Raw genomic sequence first — 21,278 nt, forward strand, 5'->3', positions numbered from 1 at the left:
CTGTGACAATTATGTGCGCCACGCTTAGAAGGCTTCAAAATACAACGCGTCATTCGTGCTGATAGGTCAGCAACAGGAGGAAGCGTCCGCCCTTGAAAACAGTGACAGGTCTGCAATGGAAATGGGTGTTCGACACGAAGCCGTGGCGCACAGCGCGTTGTTCTCGCATCTCTCGGACGCGGAAGCGGCCCTGCTGCTGAGAACATCGACCGTTCGGCAGATCCAGCCCGGCAACGCCCTCTTCCATCAGGGCGACGCTCCGGAGACTCTCTTCCAGATCGTCGAGGGACTGGTCAGGGTCACCCAGATCAATACCGAAGGCGAGCAGATCACGCTCAGGATCATGGGGCCCGGCGATCTGTGCTGCGTGGCCGCGATTCGACAGCAGTCTTATCCCGCGACAGCGACGGCCCTCAAGGACACCACCGTGCTGGCCTGGCGCGGATGCACATTCATCGACATGGCCAATCAGCATCCGGCGATCGCCAACAACGTCCTCGCGATCGTCGGCAACCGCGCGCACGAGATGCTGCAACGTGCCACCGAAATGACCGGCAAGTGCGTGTCCCAGAGAATCGCCGCCTGCCTGCTCCGGCTGTCGGTCCAAGCCGGCGTCACAACCAGGGACGGAGTTCACATCGAAGCGCCGGTCACGCGCACCGATCTCGCCTCGATGGCGGGCCTCACCTACTTCACCGTCAGCCGCATCCTGAGTGCGTGGCAGAAGCAGGGCCTGGTGAAGAGCGGCCGGCAGCGACTGACGATCCTCAACATGCCGCGGATCGCCGAGATCGCAGGACCGAGCCTGGAGCAGATCGCCGCCACCGCCTCTGCGGCCGAGCGTCGCGGTGGCGGACACAGCCGCCAGCGGTGACTTCGTCACAGACGCTGTGCGGCCCCTGTCCTAACGCTCCAGTGGTATCGTTGATTCACTCACAGCGGATCCGTCATGCCGACCAAGATCTTCCTCGCGATCATCCTCGCCGCGGCCGTCGTCGTAGCCGCGATCGTGCTGCGCGAGCGAGGCGAGGACAAGGCGGCGCTCGAGGCGCAGGCGCAAGCCTTGATCAAGGACTTCGGCGGATCGTTGCTCAACGCGCTCAAGGGTTCGATCGAGAGTTCGGGGCCGGTCGAGGCGGTGGCGTTCTGCAACAAGGAAGCGCCGGGCATTGCCGAGCAGGCGTCGCGCCAGAGCGGATGGCAGATTTCCCGCACCAGCCTGAAGCCGCGCAATGCGGCGGCGGCGCCGGACGATTTCGAGCGCAAGGCGATGTCGGAGTTCGTCGGCCGCATCGCCGCCGGCGAGCCGGTCGCCTCGCTTCGCCATGCCGAAATCGTCGAGAACAACGGCCGACGCAACTTCCGTTACGTTCAGGCGATCCCGACCGGCGAACTTTGTCTCGGCTGCCACGGCGGCGCCATCAAGCCGGACGTCGCCGCGAAAATCCGCGCACTCTACCCGGCCGATCAGGCCACCGGCTTCAAGCCTGGCGACATGCGCGGCGCCTTCACGCTCAGCAAACCGCTGTAACGCCACTGACGCCACTGATCTCTGCAAACGCGTCGCTTTCGCCACTGGCGACGCCACGCGAGCGGGCCCCTCCCGCTTCCGCCGCGGATGGCTGTCACCGCGGCGGTTCCAATTGAGCTCGGCGCGCGCGCGCTCTAGGGTGGCCAGCCCAGCTCACAACAGTGCCGATGACCCGCAAACGATTCTCAAATTCAACTCTCGCGCCATGGCTGCTCGGCGCCACCCTGCTGCTGTTCATCGTCATCGCCGGTGCGTTGATCCTGAATCTGATGCGGCTGCGCGACAGCTTCTCCTGGGTGCAGCACACCAACGACGCCCTGCTGGCGATTTCAGGCATCCAGCGCGAAGTGCTGGAAGCCGAGACCAACGAGCGCGGCTATCTGCTCACCGGCATCGACAGCTACCGCGAGAATTACAACCATACGCGGGACACACTGGCATCGCGGCTCGACAGCCTGCGCTCGATCGTCACCGACAACCCCGAACATGTCGCCCGGGTCGACGATCTCCGCCAGTTGATCGACATGCGGACGGCCCAGCTCGGGCGGGTCATCGAACTGGGGCCGGAGCGTGTGCGCGAGGCCCTCGACATTCTCGAGCAGGCCCGCACCGACCGGCTGACCGAACGCGTCGAAGCCAGCCTGAGCGCCCTCACCCGTGTCGAACAAGCCCTGCTGACGGAGCGCATGTCGCGGCACGATCACGAGAGCCTCGCGGCGGCGCTGATCACCGCCTGCCTGCTGATCCTCGCCGTCGCCAGCGCCGCGATCGCCGCATTTCTGCTCGAGCACCAGCGCGCCGCGGCGCGGCAGCAGGAGGCGGACCAGCGGCTGCAGAGCCTGCAGGCCGAATTGATGCGCGTGGCGCGGCTCAGCACCATGGGCGAGATGTCGAGCGCGCTGGCGCACGAGCTCAACCAGCCGCTCGGCGCGATCACCAACTACGTGCAGGGCTCGCGCCGGCTGGTCGAGGCCAGCAGCCATCCCGACAAGGCGAAGATCGGCGCCGCGCTCGACAAGGCCGCGCAGCAGACGCTGCGCGCCGGTGCGGTGATCCAGCGACTGCGCGAATTCGTCGGCCGCGGCGAGACCGACAAGACGGTCGAGAGCCTGCGCGCGATCGCCGAGGACGCGCTGGCGCTCGCCTCCGTGGTCACGCGCGACCGCCCGGTCGACGTCGCGCTGACGCTCGATCCCGCGGTCGATCGCGTGCTGGTCGACAAGGTGCAGGTGCAGCAGGTCTTCCTCAACCTGTTCCGCAACGCCTTCGAGGCGATGCACGAACTCCCGGAACGGCTGCTCTCCATCACCAGCCGGGCCGTCGAGGACGGCATGATCGAGGTCGTGGTCGCCGATTCCGGTCCGGGTCTCGATCCGCAGATCGCCGACCGGATGTTCCAGCCGTTCGAGACCACCAAAGCGGAAGGCATGGGGATCGGCCTGTCGATCTCGCAGACCATCATCCAGGCTCATGGCGGCTCGATCAACGCCGAGCCCGCCCCAGCCGGCGGCACGATGTTCCGTTTCACTTTGCCCTGCGCCGATCCCGGCGCACACGAGCCCCGCCCCGCCGCCGTCTCGGTGTTGTGAGCGGCGCGCCTATCCGACGCCCTGCTTCTGCATCCCGCCGATCGCTCCCACCCGCTCGGCGAAATGATCGTACAGTCCGGCGAGTGCCGGCGGCGCAGCAGTCCGGCAGTTCGCCAGGGCCTCGGCTGCGGCCCGCGCATCGTCGGCCGCTAGCGCGTCCAACAGCGCGCGATGGCACCGCTGCAACTCGGCGAACTCCGGCGTCGCCGCGGCCTCCTCGTCGCCCGCAAGCGCGAAGAGCCGGGTCGGCTTCGACTTGCCCTTCAGCATGATCTCGCCGGCCTCGAGCAGCGCAATTCGCGGCGCGGCGCGGGCGACGTCTTCGGACACCAGCAAATCGGTGCCGAAGCTCTTCGACGCGCTCTCGATCCGGGCCGCGACGTTCACCACATCGCCCATCGCCGAGTAGTTGAAGCGCTTGGCCGAGCCCATGTTGCCGACGCAGGCCGCGCCGGTGTTGATGCCGACACCGATCCGCACCACCGGATCGTCAATGCCGCGCGCCGCGAAGCCGAAGGCGTCGGCGTCGTTGAGCTGCTCGACCACCGCGCGCATCTTCAGCGCGGCGCGACAGGCGCGCGCGGCGTGATCCGGCACGTCGACCGGGGCGTTCCAGAACGCCATGATCGAGTCGCCGATGTATTTGTCGATCGTGCCGAGTTCGTCCTGGATCGCGTCGGACAGCGGCGACAGCAGCGTGTTGATGAAATCCACCAATTCGGTCGCGCTCAGCGTCTCCGAGATCGGGGTGAAACCGCGCACGTCCATGAACATCACGCTGAGATCGCGGGTCTCGCCGCCGAGCCGCATTCCGTCGGGCGACTGCTCGAGCTTCGCCAGCAATTCCGGCGCGAGATACTGGCCGAACGCCTGGCGCGCGAATCTCTTCTCGCGGTCGGAGGCCATGTGCAGCACGCGCTCGACGGCGACATAGGTCAGCAGCGTCGCCAGCGATGGATACACCGGGTCGATCAGCAGGCGGAAATGCGAGAACGCGATCCACGATCCGCCGATCGCGCCGAGAAACACCACGCCGCAGGCGATCAGCGAGAACCGGGCGCCGGCGACCAGCAGCAGCGCCGCGACCAGCGAGCCCAGCAGCAGCGTCAGCACGATCTCGAAGCCGTCGGCCCAGTCCGGCCGCTCGATGAAGTCCTGAGCGATGATCTGCTCGATCATCTGGGCCTGGATCGCGACGCCCGGCATCACCTGGCCGAGCGGCGTGGCGCGGGCATCGAGCAGCCCCGCGGCGGAGGTGCCGACCAGCGCGATCATGCCCTCCAGCTTGTCGCGCATCTCGGCGTCCTTGGCCGGGTCGAGCACGTCCTTCACCGAAACGTATCGATCCCGGCGGTCGCGGTTGAAATACAGCCAGGCCTCGCCGTCGGGCGTCAGCGGCAGCTTGAACTGGCCGACCCGCATATCCAGCAGCGCGGCGTGCCCGGTGTCGGCCTCGCCGCTGGCGCCGGTGCCGCGCACCACGATGCCCTTCTGGTTCTGCGCGACGCGCAGCGCCTCGATCGCCAGGCTCGGATACACCCGCGCGCCGTCCGACATCAGCATCGGCAGCCGGCGAACCACGCCGGATCGGTCGCGCGCCGACAGATTGATCGCGCCGATTCCCGCCGCAGCCTCGTCGAGCACCGGCAGATTGGAGACGGCGCCGCGGAACGGCGGCAGCACGAAGGCGGGTTGGACGCCGACGACGGCGAGCCCCGCTTTCACCGACGGCCGTGTCGCGTTGGCACGCTGGATGGCGGCGAAACCGAGCACGGTCGGCGTCTTCTGCATCGCCTGCGCCAAGCTCTGATCGTGATCCGGCAGGCTCTTCAGCAGCGCGACGGTGAGATCGCGATCCGGCAGATCGGCATCGCCGAGTTCGCTGGCGAGGCGGCCCGGCGTGGTGCGGTCGGGCTCCGAGAAGATGATGTCGTAGGCCACGACGCCGACGCCGAGTTCACCCAGCCGTTTGGTCAGCGCCGCCAGCCGGGTGCGCGGCCACGGCCACTGCCCATAGGCGGCGAGCGACGCCTCGTCGATATCGACGATCCGCACCGGAAGATCGGCGTGCGGCCGCGGTGACAATCGCTGATACGCGTCGAAGGCGCGTTCCTTGGTTTCATGGACCAGCCGCGGATCGTAAGTGCGCAGCGCCGTCAGCGCGATCAGCGTCAGCAGCGCCGCTGCAACCGCGCGCGCCGACTTGCTACGCGTCAGCCGTCGCAACCGGACCCAGACCGGCGCGGCGCGGGTCAGAAACGGATGCGCATCGCGGCTCAGCCGGCGCACGGTGTAAGCCCGCGCGTTGCGCCGCAGCAAGGCGATAAATCTCGACGATGGAACTGGCGCATGAGGCCGAACGTTGTCGGTTCGATGGCGGACCGGATGCATCCTGCCCGCGGCGGTGAACGCCGCGATGATAGGAACATCCGCCGGGTCTGGCCACTGCTTTCACCGCTGGCCCGCCGTGTCCCGGCGCGGCCGGGCAACCGAGGCGAAGGAGCAAGGCGATGGCACGGATGGACACGCACGCGGGGCGCGTCGGCCCTCTGGTGGCCTTGCTGGCGCTGCCGGTCGCCGCCGTTGCGATCTACGCGGGAATGACGGTGGCCAAGGGCCATCCCCCGCTGCAACAGATCGCCAACGAGGCGGCGATCGCCGGCGTGCACGCGCTGGCCGCCAGCGATCATCGGACGGCGGAGGGCTGCGCCGCCGCCTCCACCGTCGCCGCGCGGCGCGTGATCGGCGATCGCCCCGCAATGATCCGCGCGGTTACGCCATCGTATGACAAATTGACGGTCTCGGTCGAACTGATCGATCCCGCGACCAATACCGAAGCAACCGCCACGGCGCGCTACGTTCCGCCGAGCACCGGCCTCGCCCCGCAGAAGGCTGCGGCGGTGTCCAATCATGCCAGCCCGCCGGCGCATCGCTTCTGAGCCGGCGGCATGGACGACGAGGCGCTTATTTCATTTGCGCGGCGAAGATGCCGCCGCCGAGATAGTTGGTGCCGGTGATGGCCACGCTGCCGCCCATTTCGCCGACCGGACTCGACACGCCGCGGAAGAAGCTTCCGGTCAGCGCCATCTGCCGCGCGCCGGCGTCTCCGGCGAGCGAACCGGCGAAGTAGCGCGGATCCTGCATGAACTGCACCTGGCCGGCGTAGTTGGTGCTGTCGAGCCCGGTGACGGTGACCGCGCCGGTACGGTTGCCGAAGTTCACCGTGTTCTGGAAATTGCCGGTGGCGATATAGGTGGCGCTCTGGTTTTCGATCGCCGCGACCACATGGCCCGCATAGGTCGCCTGACCGGTCAGCGGAACCTCCCCGGCCGTGGTCGGCCGGCCGGCGACCCAGAATCCCACCAACGAGTCGTAATAGGAATACTGCGTGCTCTGGCTCGTCCAGAGACCCCACCTGGTGTAGTCGCAGTCGCAGATCGTGACGGTCGCGGAGCCGTAATTGGGCGCGATTTGCCGCGCCTGCTCGCGGTTCACCGTGATCATCGCGCCGGTCTGATTGATGATCGGCGCATTGTTGATCGTCGATATCGGTTGACCGTTGGCGTCTCGTGCCGGCCCGGCGCCGAAATTGCTGTAATCGCCATAGGCGCTCTGCTCGTCGGAATTGGCGCCGACCGAACCGTACTGATAGTTGAACGTCGTCGGCAGATACGCCGTGTTCGGACCGGGCGTCACCTCGCCGGAGAATTGCGCGTGCAACCGGTTGCCGTTGCCATCGAGCGCGATGGTCGCTTCGCCGGTCGCGATGCCGGTCGAGCCCGACGTGGAATAGCTGCTGTAGCTGGTCAGCACGCTGTGCATCAGGCCACCGAGGAAGCCGGACAGCGTCAGTGTGGGGCGCGCGCCGGCGTAGTCCCGTTCGGTCTGCCTCACCGCCGCCTCTTGGGTCGAGGTCTGGATCGTCTGGTTCAGCGTCGACGCGACCTGGTTGATCGGCGGAGTCGCCGGCGGCGGCGGCGCTGGTGTCAGAGAGCCGACGACGGACCCACCCTGCGTGCCGGTGGCGCGGTTGGAGGCGCGCTGAACGTTGCCCGGCGAGGCCGCGCCGCGCGCGACGCCGCCGGACTGACCACTGCCGCTCTGGAACATCTGGATCTGGCTCAGCACGAAATTCGGCGGCGGCGGGCCAGGCGGCGACGGCGGCTGGCCGCCCTGCATCGAGGTGTATTCGCCGGCCCCGAGCGTCACGCTCGATCCGCCGGAGCGGACCGTCGAGGTGCCGTAGCCGGCATAGACGTGGTTGGTGCCGATCAGCGCCACACCGCCGCGGATGCCGACGGTCGCCGAGGCGGTCTTGATCTCGGCGTCGCCGGTGTGGCTGATCTGGCCGCCGACGAAGCGCAGCGCGCCCTTGCCGAGCGTCGCTGCCAGCTTGCCGCTGCCGGCATTCGGGTCATAGACGTATTCGTCGATGGTCAGATCGCTGTTCGGGCCGATCGTCATCGACGTCTTGTCGATGAACAACAGCTGCACCGAGCCGGCCGAGGTGGTCTGGATCCGTTCCTTGTGGGTGATCGACGCGCCGATGGTGATGGTGCGCATGTTGGCGGTGGCGTTCGGATTGACCGCCGACGCCTTGCCGACCTCCCGCGCAAGCGCGCTGCCGGAGAGCAGCGCCGCGGCCAGCGCCGCCGCCATCCCCTGCCCGATCCGTCGTCCCGAATGCCGTCGCATCGCCGATCTCCTCAGAAGCGCAGCGTCGGGCCGATCGAGGCCGACAGATTGTTGGTGCGGTAGTTGGGCAGGTTGGAGTCGATCTTGGTGTAGCTCACCTGGGTGCGCAGCCCGATATTGTCGACGAGTTGCGCATCGAAGATCGCGCCGTAGCGATATTCCTGATCGCGCCGGACGATCACCGGATCGACGATGAAATTCGGCGCTTCGTAATTGGCCTGGCTGAACCCCGCCGTCGGCGCGAACACGAAGGCGCGCTGCGCGCCGAACACCGTCGCGACGAATTCGATCGGCAACGCGACGTCGATCGAATAGCGCTTGTAGCTGTTGTAATCGGCGATGGCCTTGTTGCTGTCGAAACCGGCGCGCGTGGTCCAGTGCACCCCGCCCCAGCGGAAGTCGGTCAGCACCGCCGCGGTCAGCAGGTCGCCGGTCTGGTCGCTGGCGGTGGGAAAATAAGTCGAGTCGCTGAAGCGGCGGTGTCGCGTCTCGACATAGCCCTCGACCAGGCCGAGGCTGCCGAGCTGGGTGCGGGCCGACAGGCCGCCGCCGAGCGCGTTGAAGTAGCTGTAATTGCCGAGCCAGACCTTGTCGCCGATGCCGTAATATTTGAAAGACGAATTCTGGCCGAGACCGACGCGATGGCCGGCGGTGATCTCGACGAAGCCGAGATTGAACTGGCTCAGCGTCATCTGCCGGGAATTCAGGCCGAGGAACGTGGTCTCGATCGCGTCGCCGCGCAGATTGAGCTTGTAGGCGTAGCTCGCCGCGACGGTCTGGAACGTGCTCCAGTCCGGCTTTTTGCCGAAGCGCGGATCGAGAATGGCGTCCTGTCCGAGGGCGCGCACCTGCTGGCCGTTCGGGCCGATATTGGCGTTGGTCTGATAGCGCATGCCGGCGTGCATGAACACGCTGTATTCGTATGTCGCCAGCCGTCGATCGATCTCGGCGAGATAGGCCATCACCTGCGCGCGGATGTCGTCGGGCGCGTTGCTGCCCTTGATCGCGTCGATCAGATAGCCGCGCGCGATCTCGTAGGAGGCGAGCTTGAAGTACAACACGCCGAGTTCGAGCTTCACCCGCGGCAGATCCGGATTGAAGAACAGCATCCGCTCCAGCGCGCCGATCGCCGCCTCGTAGTCGCCGCGCTCCACCGCCTCACGCGCGAATTTGAAGCTGACGTCGAGATCGGCCGGCCGCTGATACATCTGCGCGAACAGCGCGTCGTAGTCCGGCTGCGTGGCGGAGACCGGAACCGGCCCGCTTTGCTGCGCCGCGGCGCCCGACACGGCGACGCCGATCGCCGCCAGCGAGCCGAAGATGATTGCCCGAAACGTCACACTGCACTCCGAAATCAATAGTCTCGAAACCGATTGTTCGATCGTTCAAGTCAATTGGTCGGGAGTTTGCGGGCAACGTTCGGCCAGCGGTACCATTTTTTGCGCGAACGGACCGCGTTTGCCCCCCGTCGTGACTTTTGTGTCACGCCGGGGGCGCTGAAATGTCCTGAAATTGAACGAGATCACACAAAACGCTGCGAGATTGGGCAAGCGCGCCGGCTCAGTCGAGACCGCGTTCGGTACTGAGCCGGACCATTTCTGTGACGAAGATCGCTTTCTGCTTGTCGTCGAGCGTCGCGAACAGCGGCTCGGCGGCGTCGGCGACGGCGCGCTGGTCGGCGCCGCGGTCGTACAGGAACTGCGCCTCGTTGCGCATCTGCTCGACGATGTCGTCGGGCGGATCGCGCTGCGCGCGCGCCTTGCGCAGGGTCAGCCGTTCGGCGCCGTGCTGGCCGAGATAGTGCATCGCGCTGGAGAACTGACCCCAGTGCTTCTCCTGCTCCGGTGTCAGTTTCAGTTCGCTTTTGATGCGCTCGATATTGGCGTCGGAATTGGCGACGATCTGTTCGGGGGTCAGTTCCGCCGGCGCCGCCTTGCCCTTGCCGGCCTTGGCGTCCCGCGCCTCCTTGCGCGTCTGCTTGGCGGATTTCTGCGGCTCCCCGGTCTGCTGCTTCGCCCCGACCGGCCCGCGCGCGGTGTTGCCGCCGGTGACGCCGGTCAGCACCCCGCCGACCACCCCGACCACACCGCCGATCGCACCGCCCAGCACCCCGCCGACCGGCCCCGCCGCCTTGTTGCCGGCCCGGGCGCCCTGCTCCACGCCTTGCACCAGCCCTTGCGCGTCGGCTGCGGGCGGCGACGCGAGGACCACCAGCGCGACGAACGCGGCGGTGAAGGGAACACAGCGGCGTGGCAATGCGAGTCCAGGCATTTCAATCTCCGTCGTCCGCGCGGGATGCCGCACGGCCCACAACTGTATCGGCGCTTCGATTCGGTTGAAAGTCTGGCAGAGTGAGACGGCGCAATGAAGCCGTCGCATTTCAGCATGGGAGACGCCCGCCATGACGCAGACCCTCGTCACAGCCCTGCTGTGGTTCGGCGCGATCGGCTGCGGCCTGATGGCCGGGGTGTATTTCGCATTCTCGACCTTCGTGATGACCGCGCTGGCGCGGCTGCCGAGGGCGTCCGGCATCGCCGCGATGAACGCCATCAACACCGAGATCGTCCGCTCGCCTTTCCTGCCGCTGTTCTTCGGCACCACCCTGGCCGCGGCCGCGCTGGCGGTGGTCGGCGCACTGCACTGGAGCGAACCAGGCGCCACGGCGATGGTCGCCGGCGGCGTGATCTACGTGCTCGGCATGTTCGTCGTGACGATCGTCCGCAACGTGCCGCTCAACACCACGCTGGCCGCAGCTGATCCGGAGAGTGTGGCTGCGGCTGAGTTGTGGGCTGCTTATGTGCGGGATTGGACGTGGTGGAACCACGTGCGAACGGTGGCGTCGACGGTGGCGTGCGGGTTGTTGATTGTGGGACCATCAGTCGGATAAACGAGCATCGCCGACAGAGGTCATCGTCCGGCTCGAACGGGCGCCCCAGTATTCAGAGCGGAGGCCACGAGCCCAGCGCCTCACGCCACCTTCTTCACGTCCTTGATCTCGGAGAACACGATGCCTTCGGCGCGGTCGCGGGTGTAGCCGAGATAGAACTCGTTTTTGGCGAGATACACCGGGTCGCCGTCGACGTCGTCGGCGATCGAGGAATTGTTGGTGGTGATGAAGGTGTCGAGCTTTTTGCGGTCCTCGGCCGAGATCCAGCGCGCGAGCTGGAATTCGGAGACTTCGAAATCGACCGGGAGCTGATATTCGGCGTCGAGCCGCGCCTTCAGCACGTCGAGCTGCAGCGGGCCGACGACGCCGACCAGAGCGGGGGCGCCGTCGCGCGGGCGGAACACCTGCACGACGCCCTCTTCGGACATCTGCTGCAGCGCCTCTTTCAGCTTCTTCGCCTTCATCGCGTCGCCGAGCCGGACGCGGCGGACGATTTCCGGCGCGAACGACGGCACGCCGACGAAGGTGACGTCCTCGCCCTCGGTCAGCGTGTCGCCGATCCGCAGCGTGCCGTGATTGGGAATGCCGACGACGTCGCCGGCGAAGGCTTCGTCCGCCACCGAGCGATCCTGCGCGAAGAAGAATTGCGGCGCCGACAGGCTCATGTTCTTGCCGGTGCGGACCAGCTTGGCCTTCATGCCGCGGGTCAGCTTGCCGGAGCAAAGCCTTGCGAAGGCGATGCGATCGCGGTGGTTCGGATCCATGTTCGCCTGGATCTTGAAGACGAAGGCGCTCATCTTCGGCTCGTCGGCCTCGACCTTGCGCAGGTTCGAGTCCTGCGCGCGCGGCGGCGGCGCGTAGCGGCCGAGCCCTTGCAGCAGATCGCCGACGCCGAAATTGCGCAGCGCCGAGCCGAAATACACCGGCGTCAGATGGCCCTCGCGAAACGCCTCGAGGTCGAACGGCTTGCAGGCTTCGGTGGCGAGTTCCAGCTCTTCCTTCACCGCAGCGACATCGAGATTGGGGTTGCGCTTGCCGAGATCCTCGATGGCGATCTGCTCGGCCGCGCCGGTCTTGGCGCCGCCGCCTTCCAAGAGACGCACGCCGCCGGTGAGCACGTCGTAGGTGCCGAGGAAGTCGCGGCCACGGCCGACCGGCCAGGTCATCGGCGTGGTGTCGAGCGCCAGCGTCTTCTCGATCTCGTCCAGGATGTCGAACGTGTCGCGGCTCTCGCGGTCCATCTTGTTGATGAAGGTGATGATCGGGATGTCGCGCAGCCGGCAGACCTCGAACAGCTTGCGCGTCCGCGCCTCGATGCCCTTGGCGGCGTCGATCACCATCACGGCGGAATCGACCGCGGTCAGCGTCCGGTAGGTGTCCTCCGAGAAGTCCTCGTGGCCCGGCGTGTCGAGCAGGTTGAACACCAGTCCCTCGAACTCGAAGGTCATCACCGAGGTGACCACCGAGATGCCGCGGTCGCGCTCGATCTTCATCCAGTCCGAACGGGTGGTGCGGCGCTCGCCCTTGGCCTTGACCTGCCCGGCGAGATTGATCGCGCCGCCGAACAGCAGCAGCTTTTCTGTCAGCGTGGTCTTGCCGGCGTCGGGGTGCGAGATGATCGCAAAGGTGCGCCGCCGCGCAACTTCATGCGCGAGCGAAGACGGGGGCTGGGACGGCGCGTCGGTCGAAATGGCAATGTCGGACATGGGCTGAGGCTGTGACAAAGAAAGCCGGCGCAATCAAGGGCGAAGGCTTCGAACATCAAGCGGCGTACGGAATTGCTGTAGCGCCTTCACAGCCTCATATAGGGTTGCAGGGACAGGTTCCAAGCATCTGAAATCTCTACAGGAGTGGATCGAATGGCATGGGGGTTACTGGTCGTCGCCGGGTTGATGGAAGTGGGCTGGGCGATCGGCCTGAAATACACCGAAGGTTTCACCCGCCTGGTGCCTTCGGTGCTGACCATCGCCGCGATGATCGTCAGCATCGCCCTGCTCGGTCTGGCGCTGAAGACGCTGCCGATCGGCACCGCCTACGCGGTCTGGACCGGAATCGGCGCGGTCGGCACCGCGGCGCTCGGCATCGTGCTGTTCGGCGATCCGGCGACGGTGGCCCGCCTCGCCTGCATCGGCCTGATCGTCGCCGGCATCATCGGGCTGAAGGTGGTGACCTGAAGCGGGCGCGGGCTCCCGCTCACATCGCCGGCAGCAGCCGGGTCGCCCAATACGCCAGCGCCGCGACGATCGCCGCGGCCGGGATCGTGATCACCCAGGCGTAGACGATGGAACTGGCCACGTTCCAGCGCACCGCCGACATCCGCCGCGCCGCGCCGACGCCGACGATCGCGCCGGTGATGGTGTGGGTGGTCGACACCGGCACGCCGAGGAAGGTCGCCATGAACAGCGTCGCGGCGCCGCCGGTCTCGGCGCAGAAGCCCTGCATCGGCGTCAGCTTGGTGATCCGCAGGCCCATGGTGCGGACGATCCGCCAGCCGCCCATCAACGTGCCGAGCGCCATCGCCGCCTGGCACGAAATCACCACCCAGAACGGCACCGAAAACTCGCTGCCGAGATAGCCCTGCGAATACAAAAGCACCGCGATGATGCCCATCGTCTTCTGCGCGTCGTTGCCGCCATGGCCGAGCGAATACAGCGAGGCGGAGACAAATTGCAGGATGCGGAAGGCGCGGTCGACGGCGAACGGCGTCGAGCGCACCGAGGCCCAGGACACGATCGCGACCAGCACCAGCGCCAGCAGGAAGCCGACCAGCGGCGACAGCACGATCGCCAGCAGCGCCTTGGACAAGCCGCTCCACAGCGCCGCCGACAGCCCGGCCTTGGCGAGGCCGGCGCCGAGCAGCCCGCCGATCAGCGCGTGCGACGAGCTCGACGGAATCCCGAGCCCCCAGGTGACGACGTTCCAGACGATCGCGCCGACCAGCGCTGCGAAAATCACCGAAGCGTCGATCACGCTCGGCTCGATGATGCCGGTGCCGATGGTGTTGGCGACGTGCAGGCCGAACACCAGGAAGGCGATGAAATTGAAGAACGCCGCCCAGAACACGGCGTATTGCGGCCGCAGCACCCGGGTCGAGACGATGGTGGCGATCGAATTGGCGGCGTCGTGCAGGCCGTTCAGAAAGTCGAACAGCAGGGCGACGGCGATCAATCCGACCAGAATCGGCAGTCCGATCGAAGCATCCACAATGCGGCCCTGCCCTAGACTTGCTCGATGACGATGCTGTTGATCTCGTTGGCGACGTCGTCGAACCGATCGGCGACCTTCTCGAGATGGTCGTAGATTTCGGCGCCGACGATGAAGTCCATGGCGTTGGCGTCGCGGTGCTTGAGGAACAGCTCCTTCAGGCCGATGTCGTGCAGATCGTCGACGCGACCCTCGAGCTTGGTGATCTCCTCGGTCATCGCCGTCAGCATCTGCAGATTCCGGCCGATCGATTTCATCAGCGGCAACGCCTTGCCGACCAGATTGGCGCTTTCGACCAGCAGCGTCCCGATCTCGCGCATCGGCGGCTCGAATTCGCGGACCTCGAACAGGATCACCGCCTTGGCGGTCTGCTGCATCTGGTCGATGGCGTCATCCATCGAGGTGATCAGGTTCTTGATGTCGACGCGGTCGAACGGGGTGATGAAGGTGCGGCGCACCGCGGTCAGGACCTCGCGGGTGATGCCGTCGGCCTCGGCCTCGAAATGGCTGACGCGTTGGCAATGCACCAGCGTCTCGTCGCCGCCTCGCAGCATGTCCTGCAACGCCAGGCCCCCCTTGACGACCGTCTGGGCGTGGCGGTCGAACAGGTCGAAAAACCGTTCCTCCCTCGGCAGAAGGGCTCGAAAGTAGCGCAACATTTAGAGTTATCCGATTGACGGGACTGGGGCCCGGGCGCTGCCCGCGTCACAGGAACGTCATAAATCATTTCGGGCGATGGCAGGCAACCGCCCATTCGCAAGACGCGCAACCCGGCGATGGGGTGCAAATTTTTCGACATTCGCCCACCTGCAGACGCCGACACCGCGACGCCGCGCCCCGCCGCCCGGGTTCGCGCCCGGTGCGAATCACTTGAAGGCGTCCAGCCGTGTCGGCTGCCGAACACGCGATCCGCAACGGTATCGGGGGGCAGAACATGATCCCGTCAACGACACCTCACAGGAATTTTTTGAGGCCGATACGCGCCACGATCGCTGCCGTCTCGGCGACCGAGTTCTCGCCTGACTATCGCGACTTAGCAGTCATTGTTGAGCCGAGCTGAGAACAGATCGGCGGCGGCCGTCCGCCGCACTGCGTATTGAATTGTCGGACGCTCTGTTAGACTCGCATCGACCTGTCACTTCGAACCGCGGCGCACATCACCGCAGAATTTGGGCGGCCATGATTCAACGTGCACTTGGTGTCATCGCCGGCGTCGATCGCAAGACGCTCTCGACCTGCCCGGCCTCGGACAAGCTGTGGGCCGCGCATCTCGGCGCCTCGCTCTGCCTGTCCTTCATCGTCGTGCTCGGCGTCTCGTATCACGCCACCGGCTACATGATCGCGAGCGTTTGGACCCGGCTGCTGGTCTCCGGCGTGATCGCGCTCACCGTGCTGATGTTCGACCGCGCGCTGTGCCAATCGGACTGGTTCTATCAGGGCACGCTGTGGAATACCGCGCCGATCCAGTCGAGCGCCGAAGCCAGGCAGACCGCGTGGCGCTTCGTCCGGGTCGGCATCCGCCTGTTGATGTCGTTCGGGCTGGCTTGGGTGATCGCGATGTTCCTGGAACTGGCGATCTTCTCCGGCACCATCAACGAGAAGATCGAGGCCGACCGCGTCGCCGCCAATCAGCCGATCTATGCGAAAATCGCGCAATACGAAGCCGGGCTGAATGCCGAGTCCGCCCGTCGGCAGGCCGGCATCGACGCGCTGCAGGCACTGCACCGCGATGCCCTCACCGAAACTCCGGCTGCGGAGCCGAACCTCCAGACCCGCAACGACGACATCGAGCAGCAGATCAAGGCGCTGGTCGCGCGCGAGGCCGACATCCGCGCCGACATCGGCGAAATCGACCGCACCATCCAGCGCTACATCGCGGACATGAACGCCGAGGAATTCGGGCTGAAGGCCGCGCCGAACAATTCCGGCCGCCCCGGCGCCGGCCCGCGCTACGAATTCGCCAAGAAGCAGAAAGACTCCTTCATCGCCCAGCGCGCCGCACGCGAGGCCGAGATCGTCCAGCTCCACGCCAAGCGCGACGAGTTGCGCGCGGAGCAATCGAAGATCGCAGCCGAGGCGCTGGCCGCGCGCGATCAGGAGCGCAGCGTGATCAAGTCCAAGGCGGACGCCTTGCAGGCCCGGATCGACGCGGCCCGCGCCGACCTGAAATCATTCGAAGCCGACAAGGTCGCCAGCATCGCCGAATTCCGCAGCAAGGCGCTGGCGGAATCCTACTACCAGGAGAAAAAGGACCGGGTCGATCCGCTGACCCGGATCGCGGCCTATCAGGAACTGAAGAACGATCCCAAGGACGGCGCCACCATGACGCTGTTTTCCTGGATGACGCGGATGTTCATCATCTTCCTGGAAATCGTGCCGGTGATTGCGAAAATCTTCTTCTCGCCGCCGAGCGTCTACGCCGCCAAGATCCAGGCCCAGGTCGAGCGCGCGCGCCAGCGCATCGAGAACAACGAAGATCTCGACGACGACAAGCCGACAGAACCTGCCAAGCCTGCCGCGCCGGCGATCGCGGCGATCGCCCTGCCGGCGATGAGCCTCGGTGCCGTCGAAATGAACCAGCCGGAGCCGCGACGCACGGAGCGCAGGCACACGGCTGCCGACGACCGGATCGACCGTGCGCGCAGCCGCGACGGTGCCCGGTACGATTACGCACGCGATACCGGTGATCGCGATGTCAGGCGGCACCGTTTCGAAGGCGATATCCACCGCCGGGACTATGCGGCGCGAGACTATGCCCGTGACGACGACCGGCGCAGCTACGCGCAGGACGTTCACGACGACGACCGCCGCGGTTGGCATCGGCGTGATTTCGATCGACGTGACGTCCACCGCCGAGACTATCGTGACCGCGACGAGACGATGCCGCGACACGAGATGCCGCGACACGAGGTGGCTCGCCACGAAGGAGCTCAGCACGACGTGGCCAACCGACGTCCCGCGCAGGTCGTCGCCCGCGACCTCGCCGCCCACGGCTTCGAAGCGGCGGATTTCTTCCGACCGGATCACGACGACCGCGCATTCGATGCCAGCGAGCTCGACGTTCGCAACCTGATCATGCCGCGCCGGGGCGCGGTTCGCCGCGAGGCGATGCCGCACGACGTGGCCCGCGAGAGCTTCGGCGTTCGGGCGGCCGCCCCGGTCGTGGCGGAGGTCACTGCCGAGCACCCCGCGCCACCCGCGGCGGCTGCGAGCGACGATCGTCAGACCCGCGAACTGGTCCGGCAGATCCTCGTCGAAGCGGACGCTCCCGTGATCGAGACCCCGGTGCGCGAGGAGCTGCCGCCGATGCCACCGCGCGAGCCCGACGCAGCGCGCGCGGTTTCCTCGATCAGGACCGCTGCCGAAGCCGAAGCGACCACCGAGAGCCCCCTGCCGGCCGATCAGACGGCCGCGCAAGACGTCACCGACGACGTCCTGGCGGAGTCGAAGCCTGCGGAAACGGCGGAGGCCATCTCGCCGATCGCGGCCGATCCGGAGCCGACCAGCGACTCGCTCGGAAGCGCATCGCCGCAATCCCCTGCTGCCGCGCCCTTGATCGAGACCGCAACGCCGCCGGCAGCGATGTCGCAAGACGCGGCGGTTGCACCGGGAGACGCCCACCACGGCTCGGCCGGCAGCCCGGCGCTGAAGTTCAGTGCCGATGTCGAACGGCTGATGAGCGAAGCGGTCGAACTCTCCAAGGCGCGAAAGAAGGCTGCCCGCGCCCGCCGCGACCATCCGGTCGCCGCGGAAGCCGAACTGCCGCTCGAGCCGGCCCCGCAATATGGGGACGTTCCGAAGGCGTGACGCCGTTCGGCGGGCCCTCTCAATGCAAACCGCCGCGCAACTGGTTGCGCGGCGGTTTTGTCTGGGGGATGGCTTCGCGTCGTCGTGACGCCCGGGATCTACCGCTTACAGCGACCGCTTGAAGTAGTGCCCGATCTCGCCGACGATGCCGCGGCGGAAGGTGAGCACGCAGGCGACGAAGATCACGCCCTGGATCACCGTGACCCACTGGCCGAAGCCGGCGAGATATTGCTGCATTGCGATGATCACGAAGGCCCCGACCACCGGACCGAAGATCGTGCCGAGCCCGCCGACCAGCGTCATCAGCACGATCTCGCCGGACATCGACCAGTGCACGTCGGTCAACGAGGCGTTTTGCGCCACGAACACTTTCAGCGCGCCGGCGAAGCCCGCCAGCGTTCCCGACAGGATGAAGGCCAAGAGCTTGTATTGGTCGGTCTTGTAGCCGAGCGAGATCGCGCGCGGCTCGTTTTCGCGGATCGCCTTCAGCACCTCGCCGAACGGCGAGTTGATGGCCCGGTAGATGATCAGGAAGCCGATCAGGAAACCGATCAGGATCACGAAATACAGTGTGGTGGTGTGCTGCAGGTCGATGATGCCGAACATCTTGCCCTGCGGGATGCCCTGGATGCCATCCTCGCCGTGGGTAAACGGCGCCTGCAGATAGATAAAATACAGCAGCTGCGACAGCGCCAGCGTGATCATCGCGAAATAGATGCCCTGGCGGCGGATCGCAATCAGGCCGGTGATGACGGAAAGCCCAAATGCCGCCACGACGCCGGCGACGATCCCGAGCTCCGGCGGCAGTTCCCAGACCTTCAGCGCATGGGCGCTGACATAGCCGGCGGTGCCGAGGAACATCGCGTGACCGAACGACAGCAGGCCGCCATAGCCGATCAGCAGATTGAAGGCGCAGGCCAGCAGCGCGAAACACAGGCCTTGCATCACGAAGAACGGATAGACGCCGGTGAACGGCACCACCGCCAGCACGATCGTCATCAGCGCGAAGGCGATCATCTCGTCGCGCACCGGGCGGCGCGTCGTCGGGGCCGGAACGGAGTTTTGCGTGATCGTGCTCATGTCAGGTCGCCCGTCCCGTCAGTCCCGAGGGTTTGACCAAGAGCACCAGCACCATCAGTACGAACACCACGGTGTTGGAGGCCTCGGGGTAGAAATATTTGGTCAGGCCCTCGATCACCCCGAGCGCGAAGCCGGTGATGATCGAGCCCATGATCGAGCCCATGCCGCCGATCACCACCACCGCGAACACCACGATGATCAGATCGGCGCCCATCAGCGGCCGGACCTGGTTGATCGGCGCCGACAGCACGCCGGCGAGCGCGGCGAGGCCGACGCCGAGCCCGTAGGTCAGCGTGATCATCCGCGGCACGTTGATGCCGAACGCGCGCACCAGCGTCGGATTTTCCGTGGCGGCGCGCAGATTGGCGCCGAGCCGGGTCCGCTCGATCAGGTACCAGGTGAGCAGGCACACCACCAGCGAGAACGCCACCACCCAGCCGCGATAGATCGGCAGATACATGAATCCGAGATTGACGCCTCCCCTGAGTTCGTCGGGGATGGCGTAGGGCAGACCGGAGGAGCCGAAATAATTCTGGAACAGCCCCTGGATGATCAGCGCGACGCCGAAGGTCAGGAGCAGGCCGTAGAGATGGTCGAGCCCGGACAGCCATTGCAGCAGCGTGCGCTCCATCAGCATCCCGAACGCGCCGACGATCAGCGGCGCCAGGATCAGCGCCCACCAATAGCCGATGCCGAACAGATTCAGCAGGAAATAGGCGCAGAACGCGCCCATCATGTACAGCGCGCCATGGGCGAAGTTGATGATGTTGAGCATCCCGAAGATGACGGCGAGGCCGAGACTGAGCAAGGCGTAGAACGAGCCGTTGATCAGCCCGACCAGAAGCTGCGCCAACAGGGCCTGGATATTGATCGACATGGGGTTCCCAGCTCTCAGCGAAATTCGAAGGGCACGGCGCTCACACGCCGAGATAGGTGTGAAGCTTGTCCATGTTGGCATCGAGCTCCGAATTGGCGAAGCCGTCGATGATCTTGCCGTGCTCGACCACGTAGTAGCGATCGGCGACCGTCGCGGCGAAGCGGAAATTCTGCTCGACCAGGAGGATGGTGAACCCCTCCTTCTTCAGCCGCGCGATGGTGTGGCCGATCTGCTGGATGATCACCGGCGCGAGGCCCTCGGTCGGCTCGTCCAGCATCAGGAAGCGCGCGCCGGTGCGCAGGATGCGGGCGATCGCCAGCATCTGCTGCTCGCCGCCCGACAGCTTGGTGCCCTGGCTCTTCAGCCGCTCGCGCAAATTGGGGAACAGTTCGAAGATCTGCTCCAGCGACAATCCGCCCGGCCGCACCTGCGGCGGCAGCATCAGATTTTCGCGGACGTCCAGGCTGGCGAAGATGCCGCGCTCCTCCGGACAGAACGCGATACCGCGGCGCGCGATCTTGTCGGACGACGCCCGGCTGATGTCGTGGCCGTCGAAATCGATCGTGCCGGTGCGCTTGCCGATGATGCCCATCACCGATTTCAGCGTGGTGGTCTTGCCGGCGCCGTTGCGGCCGAGCAGCGTCACCACCTCGCCGGTGCGGACCTCGAAATTCATGCCGTGCAGGATGTGGGATTCGCCGTACCACGCCTGCAGATCGCGCACGCTCAGCAGTGGCTTGCCGGTGGCCGCCGACGCGGCGCGGTCCAAAGTCGTCGTCTCAGCCATGACCCGCTCCGAGATAGGCTTCCTTGACCCGCTCGTCCTGGGTCAGGTCTTTGTAGTGGCCCTCGGCCAGCACCTGCCCGCGGGTCAGCACGGTGATGACATCGGACAGATTGGCGACGACGCTGAGATTGTGCTCGACCATCAGAATGGTGTACTTCGCCGAGATCCGCTTGATCAGCGCGGCGATCTTGTCGATGTCCTCGTGGCCCATGCCGGCCATCGGCTCGTCGAGCAGCATCATTTCCGGATCGAGCGCCAGCGTGGTGGCGATCTCCAGCGCGCGCTTGCGGCCGTAGGGCATCTCGACCGCCGGCGTGTCGGAGAATTCGCTCAGGCCGACGTCGTCGAGCAATTCGCGCGCCCGGTGGTTGTAGCGGTCGAGCACGCTCTTCGAGCGCCAGAAGTCGAACGAACTGCCGTGCTGGCGCTGCAGCGCGACGCGGACATTCTCGAGCGCCGTGAGATGCGGAAACACCGCGGAAATCTGGAACGAGCGCACCAGCCCGAGCCGCGCCACACCGGCCGGAGCCATCGCGGTGATGTCCTGGCCCTTGTAGAGGATCTGGCCGGCCGACGGATGCAGGAACTTGGTCAGCAGATTGAAGCAGGTGGTCTTGCCGGCGCCGTTCGGGCCAATCAGCGCGTGAATCTGGCCGCGCCGGACCCGTAGATTGACGTCGCGCACGGCGAAGAAGCCGGCGAACTCCTTGGTCAACCCGTGTGTTTCAAGGATGATGTCATCAGCCAAGAAAATTTTCCCCCTGTCGGTCCCGCTGCGGAGCCACCGCACGGCCGACTTGTTGTTGCTGAACGGTGCCGGG

Annotated in this window: 18 protein-coding genes; 7 read left to right on the top strand and 11 right to left on the bottom strand. The window is 66.2% G+C overall.

Annotated features, from left to right (window positions below; genetic code table 11):
* The first annotated feature begins 55 nt into the window (after positions 1 to 55).
* The 3 genes from RPB_RS15880 (at position 56) to RPB_RS15890 (ending at position 3,120) form a co-directional block, all read left to right on the top strand.
* Positions 56 to 874, top strand: a complete 819-nt coding sequence (locus RPB_RS15880) for a Crp/Fnr family transcriptional regulator (protein ID WP_245258243.1) — start codon at positions 56 to 58, stop codon at positions 872 to 874.
* Positions 875 to 949: 75 nt separating this feature from the next.
* Positions 950 to 1,531: a Tll0287-like domain-containing protein gene (locus RPB_RS15885; protein ID WP_011442031.1), complete on the top strand. Its 582-nt coding sequence runs from the start codon at positions 950 to 952 to the stop codon at positions 1,529 to 1,531.
* 167 nt (positions 1,532 to 1,698) lie between these two features.
* Positions 1,699 to 3,120 carry a sensor histidine kinase gene (locus RPB_RS15890; RefSeq protein WP_011442032.1) on the top strand — a complete coding sequence of 474 codons (1,422 nt, stop codon included), beginning with the start codon at positions 1,699 to 1,701 and terminating at the stop codon, positions 3,118 to 3,120.
* A gap of 9 nt (positions 3,121 to 3,129) precedes the next feature.
* On the opposite strand, the gene RPB_RS15895 is transcribed toward RPB_RS15890, so the two are convergent.
* Entirely contained in the window at positions 3,130 to 5,409 is a 2,280-nt protein-coding gene (locus RPB_RS15895) for a CHASE2 domain-containing protein (RefSeq protein WP_011442033.1), read from the bottom strand.
* Between the two features lie 221 nt (positions 5,410 to 5,630).
* Here RPB_RS15895 and RPB_RS15900 point away from each other — a divergent pair, with 221 nt between their 5' ends.
* Positions 5,631 to 6,059: a hypothetical protein gene (locus RPB_RS15900; protein WP_011442034.1), complete on the top strand. Its 429-nt coding sequence runs from the start codon at positions 5,631 to 5,633 to the stop codon at positions 6,057 to 6,059.
* Positions 6,060 to 6,084: 25 nt separating this feature from the next.
* Here RPB_RS15900 and RPB_RS15905 read toward each other — a convergent pair whose 3' ends face one another.
* From RPB_RS15905 to RPB_RS15915, 3 genes are all read right to left on the bottom strand, one after another.
* Positions 6,085 to 7,815: a FecR domain-containing protein gene (locus RPB_RS15905; RefSeq protein WP_011442035.1), complete on the bottom strand. Its 1,731-nt coding sequence runs from the start codon at positions 7,813 to 7,815 to the stop codon at positions 6,085 to 6,087.
* An 11-nt stretch (positions 7,816 to 7,826) separates the two neighbouring features.
* Positions 7,827 to 9,155 carry a tetratricopeptide repeat protein gene (locus RPB_RS15910; RefSeq protein WP_011442036.1) on the bottom strand — a complete coding sequence of 443 codons (1,329 nt, stop codon included), beginning with the start codon at positions 9,153 to 9,155 and terminating at the stop codon, positions 7,827 to 7,829.
* 220 nt (positions 9,156 to 9,375) lie between these two features.
* Positions 9,376 to 10,086 carry a Spy/CpxP family protein refolding chaperone gene (locus tag RPB_RS15915; protein ID WP_049824698.1) on the bottom strand — a complete coding sequence of 237 codons (711 nt, stop codon included), beginning with the start codon at positions 10,084 to 10,086 and terminating at the stop codon, positions 9,376 to 9,378.
* A gap of 130 nt (positions 10,087 to 10,216) precedes the next feature.
* Here RPB_RS15915 and RPB_RS15920 point away from each other — a divergent pair, with 130 nt between their 5' ends.
* Positions 10,217 to 10,702 (top strand): DUF1772 domain-containing protein, encoded by a 486-nt coding sequence (locus RPB_RS15920; protein WP_011442038.1) that lies wholly within the window; start codon positions 10,217 to 10,219, stop codon positions 10,700 to 10,702.
* An 80-nt stretch (positions 10,703 to 10,782) separates the two neighbouring features.
* On the opposite strand, the gene RPB_RS15925 is transcribed toward RPB_RS15920, so the two are convergent.
* A complete protein-coding gene (locus RPB_RS15925) occupies positions 10,783 to 12,408 on the bottom strand; it encodes a peptide chain release factor 3 (RefSeq protein WP_011442039.1) in 1,626 nt (541 codons plus the stop codon).
* Between the two features lie 153 nt (positions 12,409 to 12,561).
* Between RPB_RS15925 and sugE the strand changes: the two genes are divergently transcribed.
* Positions 12,562 to 12,876: a quaternary ammonium compound efflux SMR transporter SugE gene (gene sugE / locus RPB_RS15930; protein ID WP_011442040.1), complete on the top strand. Its 315-nt coding sequence runs from the start codon at positions 12,562 to 12,564 to the stop codon at positions 12,874 to 12,876.
* Positions 12,877 to 12,895: 19 nt separating this feature from the next.
* On the opposite strand, the gene RPB_RS15935 is transcribed toward sugE, so the two are convergent.
* Together RPB_RS15935 and RPB_RS15940 are read right to left on the bottom strand one after the other, a co-directional pair.
* Complete coding sequence (locus RPB_RS15935; protein WP_011442041.1) at positions 12,896 to 13,906, bottom strand: inorganic phosphate transporter; 1,011 nt, start codon at positions 13,904 to 13,906, stop codon at positions 12,896 to 12,898.
* Positions 13,907 to 13,920: 14 nt separating this feature from the next.
* Entirely contained in the window at positions 13,921 to 14,565 is a 645-nt protein-coding gene (locus RPB_RS15940; protein ID WP_011442042.1) for a DUF47 domain-containing protein, read from the bottom strand.
* Between the two features lie 520 nt (positions 14,566 to 15,085).
* On the opposite strand from RPB_RS15940, the gene RPB_RS15945 reads away from it, so the two are divergent.
* Complete coding sequence (locus RPB_RS15945) at positions 15,086 to 17,713, top strand: DUF4407 domain-containing protein (RefSeq protein ID WP_011442043.1); 2,628 nt, start codon at positions 15,086 to 15,088, stop codon at positions 17,711 to 17,713.
* A 105-nt stretch (positions 17,714 to 17,818) separates the two neighbouring features.
* On the opposite strand, the gene RPB_RS15950 is transcribed toward RPB_RS15945, so the two are convergent.
* The 4 genes from RPB_RS15950 to RPB_RS15965 are packed head-to-tail and all read right to left on the bottom strand — an operon-like array spanning position 17,819 to position 21,205.
* A complete protein-coding gene (locus tag RPB_RS15950; RefSeq protein ID WP_011442044.1) occupies positions 17,819 to 18,793 on the bottom strand; it encodes a branched-chain amino acid ABC transporter permease in 975 nt (324 codons plus the stop codon).
* A gap of 1 nt (position 18,794) precedes the next feature.
* Positions 18,795 to 19,658 carry a branched-chain amino acid ABC transporter permease gene (locus RPB_RS15955; RefSeq protein ID WP_041798786.1) on the bottom strand — a complete coding sequence of 288 codons (864 nt, stop codon included), beginning with the start codon at positions 19,656 to 19,658 and terminating at the stop codon, positions 18,795 to 18,797.
* Between the two features lie 52 nt (positions 19,659 to 19,710).
* On the bottom strand, positions 19,711 to 20,457 hold the full coding sequence (locus RPB_RS15960; RefSeq protein WP_011442046.1) for an ABC transporter ATP-binding protein: 747 nt from the start codon (positions 20,455 to 20,457) through the stop codon (positions 19,711 to 19,713).
* Entirely contained in the window at positions 20,450 to 21,205 is a 756-nt protein-coding gene (locus RPB_RS15965) for an ABC transporter ATP-binding protein (RefSeq protein WP_011442047.1), read from the bottom strand. The genes RPB_RS15960 and RPB_RS15965 overlap by 8 nt, the downstream gene beginning before the upstream one ends.
* Between the last annotated feature and the right edge of the window lie 73 nt (positions 21,206 to 21,278).

Origin of the sequence: Rhodopseudomonas palustris HaA2 (genome assembly GCF_000013365.1) — a bacterium.
Lineage (GTDB): Bacteria > Pseudomonadota > Alphaproteobacteria > Rhizobiales > Xanthobacteraceae > Rhodopseudomonas > Rhodopseudomonas palustris_J.